This is a genomic window from Kitasatospora sp. CB01950 (genome assembly GCF_001905465.1).
Taxonomy (GTDB): Bacteria; Actinomycetota; Actinomycetes; order Streptomycetales; family Streptomycetaceae; genus Kitasatospora.
Window position 1 is genome coordinate 108,246 of record NZ_LISX01000012.1, and the last position, 11,168, is coordinate 119,413.

The window sequence follows — 11,168 nt, forward strand, 5'->3', positions numbered from 1 at the left end:
GGGCCTGCTATCCGTCGGTGTCGTCCGGCCGCAGTTCGATGTGGTCGGCCGCCAGGTCGGCCGCCACCCGGTGTTCCATACCGAGGGCGGCGAGGAACTTGGCGGGCAGTTGCACCCGGCCGGTGCGGTCGAGCATGACGTACTCGCGTTCGCTGACCGTCTCCTGGCCGTGTTCGTCGGTGACGGTGCGGCGCAGCACCTCGCTGCTGGTGCGGCCGTCTCGGATGGCGACGGTGCGGCGGACCTCGCCGGCGACCATCGGGTCGTGGGTGACGACGACGACGGTGGTGCCGAGGTCGCGGTTGACGGTGCGGAACGCCTCGAAGATGCCGACGGCGGTCTCGGAGTCGAGTTCGCCGGTGGGCTCGTCCGCGAGCAGCACCGCCGGGTCGTTGGCCAGGGCGACGGCGATGGCGACGCGCTGCTGCTGGCCGCCGGAGAGTTCGGCGGGGCGTCGGTGGCCCAACTCGCCGATGTCCAGGGCCTCCAGCAGTTCGGTGACGCGGGTCCGTTGCTTCTTCGCGGCGCGGTGCCCGGAGCGCAGCTGCATCGGCAGGGCGATGTTCTGGGCGGCCGTGAGGAACGGCAGCAGGTTGCGGGCGGTCTGCTGCCAGATGAAGCCGACCACCTCGCGCCGGTAGCGCAGCCGGTCCTTGGCGGTCATCGTCAGCAGGTCGCAGCCGGCCACGGTGGCGCTGCCCGCGGTCGGGGTGTCCAGCCCGGCCAGCACGTTCAGCAGGGTGGACTTGCCGGAGCCGGACGCGCCGACCAGGGCCACCAGGTCGCCCTGGTCGACCGTCAGGTCGAGGCCCTGGAGGGCCTGGACCTCGATCCCGTCGCTGCTGAAGATCCGGACCAGCCGCTCGCAGCTGATCGCCAGGTCGGAGCGGACGGCGCGGGGCGCACTGGCGGCCAGCGCCTTGCGCTGGAGCTCGTCCAGGCTCGGGGGCGGAGTGCTCATCGGTTGTCTCCCGCTCGTAGCTCGGTGGTGATCTGGCGACGGGCGGTGACGGCGGTCTCGGCCAGCACCGCGAGGGCGGCCAACAGCGCCAGCCCGAGGGCCTGTTGGAGGATCGGTGCGGCGGTGAGCCGCAGCCCGGTCGGGTCGGAGGCGCCGACCAGGGGGGCGATGTCGACGGCCGGGCCGAGCATCAGCACGCAGCAGACCGCGGTCAGTGCGCCGCCGAGGGCGGCGACCAGGGCGTGCGGCAGGGCCTCGGCCAGGATCAGCGCCAGCCCCTGCCGGGGCCGCAGGCCCATGGTGCGCAGCCGGGCCAGGGTGGCGGCGCGCTCCGGTCCGGCGCGGAACAGCGTGAGCAGGACGGAGAGCAGCGCGAACAGGGCGGTGGCGCCGACCGAGACCCAGAACCGCCGTTCGGCGGAGGACTGCAGCGGGTCCTTGGCGAGCTCGCCGACCTCCCCGGCGCGGGTGCGCACCTGGTGGCCGGGTTTGGTGCCGACGGCCGGCGGCCCGAGGTGCTTCTCGGCCAGGGCGCGCACCGCGGTGTCGTCGACGTTGCCGGCGGCGAGCCACTCGTGGGGGCTGCCGAAGCGCGGCATCAGGTCGGTGACGGCGGAGAGCGGCAGCACCACGGTGGTGCCGGCCGAGCCGTTCAGGGCGGGGGTGCCGTCGGCGACGGCGACGCTGCGGATCGGGACGGCCTCGCCGCCGGCCAGCCGGAGGTCGAACCGGCCCTTCGGCAGGTCGCTGCTGACCACGGCCGGTATCGGCCCGCCCGGCTCGACGGGTCCGGTGAGCACCGACGGGTCGAACCGTCCGCGCCCGGCGACCTCGGCGATCTTCGCGTACTTGACCGGGTCGGCGACCACGATGTTGACCCGGGCGGACCAGTTCCCGTCGGTGACCAGCACGACGTCCTCGTCGACCCAGACCGGCAGCGAGACGTCCGCGCCCGGCAGCCGTTCGGCGGCGGCGACGAAGTCGTCGGGCAGCGATGCGAGCGAGCCGGCGCCGACCATGACGTCCGCGCCGATGTTGTACCGGGCGACGGTGGAGCGCTGCGCGGCGACCGAGCTGAGCACGGTGGAGCCGATCGCGCCGCAGGTCACGGCGAGCACCAGGGCGAGCAGCGGCAGCATCGAGGGGCGTGAGCGGGGGCCGCTGCCCCGGGCGGCCCGGGCCAGGCCGAGGAAGCCGATCACGCCGGGGCGCCGGCCGGCCCAGCGGGCCAGCAGCCCGATCAGGGCGGGTTGGAGCCGGGCCAGCAGCAGCGCGCCGGTGAGGGCGACCAGCAGCGGCGCGGTCACCAGCAGCGGGTCGACGCCCTCGCCGAGCGGGGCCACGCCGCGTCGGACGACCTGGGTGACGGCGGCCGTGGTGGCGACCAGCACGCCGAGTTCGGCCAGCAGGCGGCGGCGACCGGACGGGCCGGCGGAGGCCTTGACGCGGAGCATCAGCGCGGTGCGGACCGGGAAGGCCAGCAGGGCGAGCAGCGTCACCGAGCCGGCCGCGACGGCGGCGGGCAGCCAGCGCGGGGTGGGCAGCAGGGTGAAGGCGAGCAGCGCGCCGAGCCCGGCGGCGGGCAGCACCGTCAACGCGCCTTCGCCGAGCAGCCGTTGCCAGATCCCGCGGGTCGAGGCGCCACGGGCGCGCAGCAGCCGCAGTTCGGTGGTGCGCCGTTCGGCGGTCAGCGCGGCGGCGAGGCAGAGCACCACGGCGGCGACGCCGGCTGCGCCGGCCGGGCCGACGTAGGCGAGCGAGTCGATGGCGGACTGCCGCTTCCAGGCGTTGTCGACGAGGGTGCGCAGCTCGGTGGTGATCCGTACGTTGGACCGCCCGAGCGAGGTGGAGGCCTTGACGCCGACCGGGCCGGTGGTGACGGCGGCGAGATCGTAGGAGGTCTCCCGGAGCCGGTCGGCGCGCAGGGCGTCGACCCGTACCGGCATCCGCCAGTAGTCCTCGGCGGCGCGGCCCCAGTCGGCGATGCGGGACATGCCCTCCGGGCCGGTGAGGGCGACGGCGTACCAGTACCGCTCCGGCGGGTCGCCGGGGCCGCTGCTGGGGGTGAGGTTCATGCAGGTGGTGACGGCGCAGCCGAACCGGTCCCAGAACGGGTCGGACGGGTTGTCGACGGTGTACAGGCCGACCACCTTGATCCGCTGCGGGCGGAGCTTCTCCAGGTTGCGGTCCTGCACCGACTTGCCGCCGTCGTACACCGTGCCGAGCGTGAGCTTGACGGTCCTGGCGGTGGCCTCCGACACCGCGACCGGGATCGGTTCGCCCTCGGCGGCGGCGCCCGGCCACTGGCCGGCCGTCAACCGGGCGTGCTCGGTCGTGCCGTGCTGGTACTGCACGGCGAACTCGGGCTCCACGCCCTCGGGGCGGTCCAGCGCGGGGTCGCCCAGCGAACGCGCCCAGCCGGCCCGGCGTCCGTACACCGGGCCGCTCGGGTCGAGCGGCAGCACCGGGTCGATGGTGTCGGTGAGCCGGCCCGCGGTGGTGTCCAGCTGCTGCGACGGGTCGCCGGTGGTGGGGACGGCGGCGGTGATCTGGATGCTGGTGGCGGTCGGGCCGGCGGTGCGCAGGAAGCTGTGCAGCGCGCCGTCCGCGCCGCGGTCCTGCGCCCGGGGGAGTGCGGCGGCCAGGAAGACCACGGTCAGCGCCAGGGCGCCGGTGAGCAGGGCGGCCAGCGGCGCGGTGCGCAGCCGGGTACGGACCCAGGGGGCCGGGGTGCTCATTTGTCCTCCACGAACCGGAGCCGGGCAGCCACGTCCCGGCGGCGGCCGCCGACCAGGAAGGCGGACAGCAGCGGCAGGGCGGCGGTCCCGGCCGCCAGGATCAGCACCTGGCCGAGCGGCAGCCCGACCAGGACCTCGGGTGTCGGCGGGGTCGCCGCCGGGGTGAGCACCACCAGCGGCACCACCAGGTGGGCCAGCACGGCTCCGAGCAGCAGCCCGACGCCGGTGCCGATGCCCACCAGCACGACCTGTTCGGCGGCGGCGGTGCGCCGCAGCAGCCGTCGGGGGGTGCCGAGGGCGAGCAGCACCGCGGACTCGCCGGCCCGTTCGCCCGCCGAGGCGGCCGCAGCGGCGGCGAAGCCGATGGTGGCGAGGACGGCGGCGGCCAGCGCCAGCGCGGCGAGCGCGCTCTGCGGGGCGGCGCTCAGCGGGTCGCCGGACCGGGCGGCGACGTCGTCCTCGCGGAGCGTCAGCCGCTGGGCGGTCGCTCCGGAGCGCAGCGCGGCGGCGGCCTCGGCGGGGGTGCGGTCGTCGGGGCCGGTGGCGGGCAGCCACCACTCGGAGACCGGCGCGAGTTCGGCGCTGCGGTCGTTCAGCCAGCGGTCGGTGGTGGCGAGGTCGAGCAGCAGCGCGCTCGCGCCGTACACGGGCAGCGCCTCGACCTGGCCGGTGATCCGGACGGGCACGCTGGTGTTGCCGTCCTGGACCTTGATCAGGTCGCCGACCTTGGCGCCGGCGTCGGTCAGGTAGGCGCGGGTGGCCAGGCCCTTGACCTCGGGGCCGGTCATGCTGCCGCCGGGGGCGTACACCAGGGCGTGCTTGCTGTCGCGCGCCTCGGTGGGGCTGCCGGGCGGGGGCGGGGTGTAGGAGGCGGTCATCATCCGGTCCTGGTCGGGGCCGCTCACCCGCACGGGGGAACCCGACGCGAGGCTCCAGGCGCCGGCGGGCGCGGAGACGGGTGTGGGCGCCGCGGTCACGGAGTCGGCGACGGCCAGCCGGCGGAGCGTCACCTCGCTGGCGGCCTCGCTGGAGTTCGTGCCGTACGTCAGCTCCAGGCCGGTGAGGGTCAGCGGCGCGGCGACGGAGCCCAGCGGTGCGGCGGTCAGCGCGTTCAGGTTGACGGAGAGGGTGGTCTCGCCGCGGATCGGCAGCTGCGGGGCCAGGATGCGGTACGCCGCACCGAACTTGTCGCGCAGCTGGAGCCACAGGTCGGGGGCCGTCAGCTGCTGCTGCCGCCAGGGCGGGACCGACCCGTCGGTGGGGAGGTCGGCGACGTGGACGTCCAGGGTCAGGTCGATCCGGGACGGCGTGCCGGGCAGCGGGACGCCGGTGGGCTGCGGCTCGGCGAGCGGACCGAACAGCTCGGTGGCCGGGCGGTGGTCGAACAGGTCGGGCCGGACGTGCAGTTCGGCCGCGGCGCGGGCGGTGTCGGTGAGGATCACCCGGCCCTTCCGGTCGCCGGGCAGCCACTGGTCGAACCCGGCGACCGGGAGCAGCCGGTCGCCGCCGGGCAGCGTCGCGTACCGGCCGCCCTGGCCCATCGGCGGCAGCGCGGACGCCTGGATCCGCAGGCCGCCCGCCGCGGCGAAGTCGGCCTGGTCGTGCTGCGAGTCGCGCCAGGCGGCGTGCTGACCGAGCGCCAGGACGCCGGTGGCGACCGCCAGCACCAGCAGCAGCACCGGGCCGTTCGCCCGGCCGGGGCGGCGGGCCAGCTGCCAGCCGCCGAGCGCCGGGCCGAGCCCGCGGCCGCGGGCCGCCAGCCGGGCGCCGAGCCGTGCCGCGAACGGCAGCACCCGCAGTACCAGCAGCGTTCCCGCGCAGAGCGCCAGGGTGGGCGCCGCGACCAGCACCGGGTCGATGCCCAACTGCCCGGAGGAGTCGGCCGACAGGCCGCCGGTGCGGGCGTCGAGCTGCTGGTAGGCGATCACGGCGAGGGCCAGCAGCGTCAGGTCGGCGCCGGAGCGGGCCGCGGTGGAGACCACGGCCTGCCGGCGCGACACCACCCGCTCGCCGCCGCGCCGCAGCAGGCCGGGCAGCGCGGCGAGGAGGACGCAGGCCAGTGCGCACAGCGCCGCCACCGGCCAGCGGACGGCCGTGTCGGTGTGCGCCAGCGGCAACCCGGCGAGCGGGCCCCAGGAGGTGAGCAGCTGCAGCAGCGGAGCGGTCAGCAACGGGGCGAGCACGGCGGCGGGCAGCGCGAGCAGCAGCGTCTCCAGCACCGTCCAGGCGACCAGTCGGCCCCGGGTCGCGCCGCGCGAGGTGAGCAGCGCGTTCTCCGGCGACTGGCGCTCCGCCACCAGGTGCACCACCAGCAGCAGCGCGGCGCCCGCGAGCACCGCGAGCTGCAGCGCGCCGATCAGCAGGGTGGACCGGGTGACCAGCGTCGCCGAGTTCAACTCGGCCAGCAGGGCTGGTAGTTCGGAGGTCTGCTGGAGGTCGGGGCTGTACTGCTTGGCGAGCTCCGGCAGGTGCTCGGCGCGGGAACGGATCCGGTCGATGCGCTCCGGGTCGGCGGTGGAGAAGTCGGCGGTCAGCATCGCGTTCCGGCGGCCCTGCGCCAGCAGGCCGGAGGTGAACACGCCGTCGTCCACCAGCATCGGCCCGTACGTGGTGAAGCCGCTGATCTGGATCTCGCGGCCACCAAGAGGGTCGAGCCGCCAGTAGGGGTCGTCCCGGTCGGCGACCTGGTAGACGCCGGTGACGAGGAGCGTCAGCGGCTTGCCGCCGTACCGGTCGGAGAGGGTGATCTGCGCGGGCAGCGCGTCCTCGGCCAGGCCGAGCCGGACCAGGGTGCTCTTCGGCACGGCCGCCCGGACCGTCCCGCCGGTGCCCGGGCCCGCGGCGGCGCCCTCGGCGGTCGGCCACTGGCCGGCCGCCAGCCGGACCTGCCCGTGGTCGAGCGCGGCCAGCACCGTCAGGTCCGCCTCGTGGGTCGGGTTCGGCGGGCCGGGCAGCCCGTAGGCGCGGCTGAGCGCCAGGGACTGCGTGGCGACCGGCAGCCCGTCGAACAGCCGGGCGCCGAGCGCGGCGGCCTTCGCGTCGTCCGCCGACCTGGTGTCGACCGTGTGGTCGGCGCTCAACTGCACGACCGGTCGACCGCCGCCGTGCAGGTTCCGGCGCAGGCCGGCCTCAGCGGCGGTGCGGTTGAAGGCGACCAGTGTGGTCAGCACCGTCGTGGTGATCAGCACCGTGAAGAGCACGGCGGCAGCCAGCGGCAGCCGCCCGCGAAGTCGGCGCAGGACAAAGCCGAGCATGTTCCCACTTCCCCCGTCACCGGTCAGCGTGTACCGGATGGCGGACGACTCTGTCAGATACGAACGAGCAGCGGAAGGGCCTTGCGCAAACAGGCTCGGAGGTGGGCAGAATCGATCCCCTTCCTTCACAACGGCGCGCGCACGGGGGACCAGAGAATGAACGAAACCGACAAGTCTTCGCCGATGGTCGTGGTCGAGGAGCTCTGGCGCAGCTTCGGCAGCGGTGAGCGCACCGTGCACGCACTGCGCGGGGTCTCCTTCACCGCGGCCCGCGGCGAACTCACCGCCCTCAAGGGCCGCTCGGGCTCCGGCAAGACCACCCTGCTCAACCTGGTCGGCGGGCTCGACACCCCGACCGGCGGACGGATCTCGCTCGACGGCGCCGACCTGTCCGCCCTCGACGAGTCGGGGCGGCTCGCGCTGCGCCGCGACCGGATCGGCTTCGTCTTCCAGTCCTTCGGGCTGCTGCCGACGCTCACCGCCGCCGAGAACGTCGGCGTCCCGATGCGGCTGCGCCGGCTGCCCGCCGCCGAACGCGAGGAGCGGGTCCGCACCCTGTTGGCGCTGGTCGGGCTGGCCGACCACGCCGCGCAGCGGCCCACCGAACTCTCCGGCGGCCAGCAGCAGCGGGTGGCGATCGCCCGGGCGCTGGCCAACGAACCGGCCCTGATCATCGCGGACGAGCCGACCGGCCAGCTCGACTCGGAGACCGGCCTGGCCGTGATGGAGCTGCTCCGCGCGGTGGTCCGCTCGCAGGGCGTCACCGCGCTGGTCGCCACCCACGACCCGGCCCTGATGGCGCAGGCGGACCGGGTGATCGAACTGCACGACGGCACGGTGAGCCTGCCGGAGGCCGCTGCGGCGAGCTGACCCGCACGTCCTGCGGGCCACCGGCGCAGCGCCGGTGGCCCGCCGCATGTCGGTCAGGGGGAGGGGATGACCCGGGCGAAGTCGTGGTGGGTGCGGACGGCCCGGTCCCACTCCAGGGTGCGGATCAGCCGGTGCACGACCAGCAGCGGAATGACGCCGAAGACACCGAACGACATGTCGACGAATTGCCAGAACAGCGGGATGTCGCGCAGCGGACCGCAGATCAGCGCGAGCGGAACGACGCCGCCGCAGGCGATCATCGCCCAGCGGATCACCCACACGTTGCGCACCGGATCCTTCAGCGGGCCCCAGAACGCGGCCGCGATCACCAGGTGCGCGAACGCCAGCCAGTCGGTGCCGTAGGCGAGGAACGGGTGGCTGCCGTAGCCGTCGGCGACGCCGTCGCCGACCCGCAGCACCCAGGCGTCCAGCGCGGGGAGCGCGTCGGCGAGGCCGGTGGCGTCCATGAACCTCACCAGCAGCGAGGTCTCGGTCTGCAACGGGAACGCGGTCAGCCCGCTGAGCACGAGGCAGACGATGAACAGCCACAACCAGCGCCTGATACGGCGTTGAACAAGTGCGGTGTCGGTGACGGTGGCAGGACCGGGGCCGGCGGTGGTGGAACCGGTCGGGGCGGTGGCGATGTCGGACATGGGGAATCCCCCCTCCATGACGCGGGTGCCGGAGACGGCACGCAGTGTCGCGAGAAGGACTCTAGACCTGAATTTGAACGCGTTCAACACGCTGGAACAGCTTCCCCCAAACGGGACGTTTCGGACCTGTCCACGGAAAGCCCTAATCTTGTCCCCCGTGACCGCCATCGCAGACCAGCCCACCAGGCCCGCCCCCGGACCGGCCGCCGACGAGGGACTCGCCCGCCGGCTCAAGGCGCTCGCCTGCACCGCGCCGCTGCACGACCTCGACAGCCGCAAGGTCAACCTGGCCGGCGAGTACGCCTCGTACACGATGGCCGAGATCGGCCTCGCCGCCATCGACCTGGTCACCCTCAACATGGACTTCGACACCGGGGCCGACCGCGACATAGTCCTCGGCCGCCTCCTGCCCCGGATCGCCGCCCAGAACCCCGGACGCGCCGTCACCGAGCACGAGCGGGTGGCCCGCTGGGTGCTCGAATCGCTCATCAACGTCGGCAGCGTCGATCGCGGCTTCCGCGCCGTCTACGGCACCTTCGGCCCCGACGGCGAATACACCCGCCGCGACTACGACTTCAAGCTCATCGAGGAAGTCCCCGGCCAGGACGGCGGCGTCTACCTGCGCACCACCGACGAGGCCGTCAACGTCCTCGTCGGCGCCCTCGACACCGACGTGACGAGCGCTCAGATCGCCGCCGAGGTCAAGCTGGAGGTGCTGATCCGCCGCGGCCGCCTCGCCGACGCCCAACTCGCCGCCGAACAGGCCCGCTACCGCACCGTCCAGTACGCCGAGACGCTGCGCCGCGCCCTGGAGGCCACCCGCCGCAACGTCCGGGCCGTCGACTGGATGGAGACCGTCCCCGACCTGATCGACGAGGCGCTCGACCACATCGCCGACCGGTACCGGCACGAGAACGCGATCCTCACCAACATCCGCAAGGCCCGCGACGAGAGCGCCGACGCCGAGCACAAGCGGCGCGCCGCCGAACTCGTCGACATCGTCAAGGACTGCATCCGCCGGCACACCCAGCTCCAGACCCGCCTGCTGGAGGCCGGCCCGCTGTTCCGCGCCGAACAGGACCGGCAGGCGTTCTCCGCGCCCACCGCCCGGGCCGGCATCGACCTGTACGGTCAACTCCTCGCACCCGTTCTCACCCTGCCGCTCGCGGACGCCACCCGGCCCACCGACGCGTTCTTCGCCCGCGGCACCGGACTGCGCACCCCCGTCTCGGTCCGGGTCAGCGACCTGGTCGAACTGCTGCTCACCCCGCCCGTGGAACGCGAACACCTCGGCGTCGAACTGCCCGAACCCGACCTGGTCGCCACCCCCGACGACAGCCGCTTCTCCGAAGCCCAGCTGGAGACCGCGCTCGACCTGCTCGACCTGCCCGCCGACGCGCCCCGCCGGCTCTCCGGCCTGCTCGCCGACGCCCGCGCCCGCGGCGCCGAACTCGCCGAGGACGGCGAGGAACTCGCTTACCTGGTCGCCCTGTTGGCCGTGCACGCGGCCAGCCCGCCGGTCGGTACCGCGTACCGGCAGGGCGAGGAACGCCTGCTGTTCGCCGTCGACGACGGCACCCGCCTGGACGACCCCGGCTTCGGCGGCGCGGACCTGATCGTCGGCAGCGCCCTGCTGGACGCCGCCGGCATGGCCGCCGACCGCCGGGACGCCAAGTGACCGGCCGTCCCACCCGCACCGGCCGCACCGGCCGCACCGCGCGCACTGCCCGCAGCACCAGCACCGCCCGCAGCACCCGCAGCACCCGCAGCACCCGCACCGAAGGAGCACCCGCATGACCACCAGCGCCGAGGCGTGGGCACCGCAGGACGCCGAACCGGCCGCCGCCGCTGCCGCCGCGCCCGCGCCGATCAGCCCGGCGGACGTCGCCGAAGCGGCCCGCCTGGTCTCCTTCGGCCTGCAGGCCAAGCTGCTGCCGTCCCGCGACGCCGAGTACGCCGAACTGGTCCGCCGCTACCGCGACGACCCGCCGTTCGGACGCCTCGCCGACGCCGTCGCCACCGGCATGGGCCTGGTCGTGCTGGAGGTCTCGCCACGGGCCGGCATGGCCGTCGCCGCCGCCGAGGACTCGGTGTTCGCCGTCCGGATGGGCGACTACTCGCGCCGCGCCAACTCCGAGTCCACCGACCGCTTCCTGCACGGCCTCGCGCACCTCGCGGTCGCCGCGCTCGCCTTCCCCCGCCCCGAGGACCTCGCCGACGACGGCTACCTCGGCCGGGTCTCCGTCAACGGTGTGGACGCGTTCGTCCGGCAGGCCTGCCGCCGCCTGGAGGAACGCGCCGCCGCCGAGGGCAGCAACACCGACCCGGCGAGCGCCGCCCCCGCGCTGGAAGCCGCCTGGCGCGTGTGGGCCCGCCGCTCCGCGACCGGCGCCACCAAGGATGCCCGCCGGCTGTCCGGCTCCACCACCGGCATCGTCTCCAAGGCGGTGTCCTTCCTGGTCGACTCCGGCTTCCTGCAGAAGACCTCCGACGACGCCGGCGGCACCTACCGCACCACCGCCCGCTACCAGTTGCAGGTCCGCGACCTGGCTGGCAGCGCCGCCATGGCCGAACTCCTCGACCTGGGCGTCGTCCCCGTCAGCGACGGCACCGCCACCCTGCTGCCGCCCGACGACAGCGACGAACTGGTCGCCGACGCCGGCCTGCCGTTCCACTCGCTCTGACCCGCCCC

8 protein-coding genes are annotated in these 11,168 nt (G+C 74.7%); 4 read left to right on the forward strand and 4 right to left on the reverse strand.

Features of this window, described 5'->3' with window-relative positions; all coding sequences use genetic code 11:
- Window positions 1-7 precede the first annotated feature (7 nt).
- From AMK19_RS26475 to AMK19_RS26485, 3 genes are read right to left on the reverse strand one after another with little or no spacing between them, the layout of a single operon-like run.
- Window positions 8-961: an ABC transporter ATP-binding protein gene (locus tag AMK19_RS26475; protein WP_073815965.1), complete on the reverse strand. Its 954-nt coding sequence runs from the start codon at window positions 959-961 to the stop codon at window positions 8-10.
- Window positions 958-3,699 carry a hypothetical protein gene (locus AMK19_RS36135; RefSeq protein ID WP_073815967.1) on the reverse strand — a complete coding sequence of 914 codons (2,742 nt, stop codon included), beginning with the start codon at window positions 3,697-3,699 and terminating at the stop codon, window positions 958-960. The genes AMK19_RS26475 and AMK19_RS36135 overlap by 4 nt, the downstream gene beginning before the upstream one ends.
- Window positions 3,696-6,953, reverse strand: a complete 3,258-nt coding sequence (locus AMK19_RS26485; protein WP_073815969.1) for an FtsX-like permease family protein — start codon at window positions 6,951-6,953, stop codon at window positions 3,696-3,698. The genes AMK19_RS36135 and AMK19_RS26485 overlap by 4 nt, the downstream gene beginning before the upstream one ends.
- Window positions 6,954-7,109: 156 nt before the next feature.
- Between AMK19_RS26485 and AMK19_RS26490 the strand changes: the two genes are divergently transcribed.
- Window positions 7,110-7,823, forward strand: coding sequence for an ABC transporter ATP-binding protein (locus AMK19_RS26490; RefSeq protein WP_073815971.1), 714 nt, complete (start codon window positions 7,110-7,112; stop codon window positions 7,821-7,823).
- Between the two features lie 53 nt (window positions 7,824-7,876).
- Here AMK19_RS26490 and AMK19_RS26495 read toward each other — a convergent pair whose 3' ends face one another.
- Window positions 7,877-8,476, reverse strand: a complete 600-nt coding sequence (locus tag AMK19_RS26495; protein ID WP_073815973.1) for a hypothetical protein — start codon at window positions 8,474-8,476, stop codon at window positions 7,877-7,879.
- A gap of 157 nt (window positions 8,477-8,633) precedes the next feature.
- Between AMK19_RS26495 and AMK19_RS26500 the strand changes: the two genes are divergently transcribed.
- The 3 genes from AMK19_RS26500 to AMK19_RS26505 are packed head-to-tail and all read left to right on the forward strand — an operon-like array spanning window position 8,634 to window position 11,160.
- Window positions 8,634-10,154, forward strand: a complete 1,521-nt coding sequence (locus AMK19_RS26500; protein WP_198953452.1) for a hypothetical protein — start codon at window positions 8,634-8,636, stop codon at window positions 10,152-10,154.
- Complete coding sequence (locus AMK19_RS38245) at window positions 10,151-10,273, forward strand: hypothetical protein (protein WP_274537000.1); 123 nt, start codon at window positions 10,151-10,153, stop codon at window positions 10,271-10,273. The genes AMK19_RS26500 and AMK19_RS38245 overlap by 4 nt, the downstream gene beginning before the upstream one ends.
- The gene (locus AMK19_RS26505; RefSeq protein WP_073815975.1) at window positions 10,270-11,160 is read left to right on the forward strand and encodes a hypothetical protein; all 891 of its coding nucleotides are present in this window, start codon (window positions 10,270-10,272) and stop codon (window positions 11,158-11,160) included. The genes AMK19_RS38245 and AMK19_RS26505 overlap by 4 nt, the downstream gene beginning before the upstream one ends.
- Window positions 11,161-11,168: the final 8 nt, after the last annotated feature.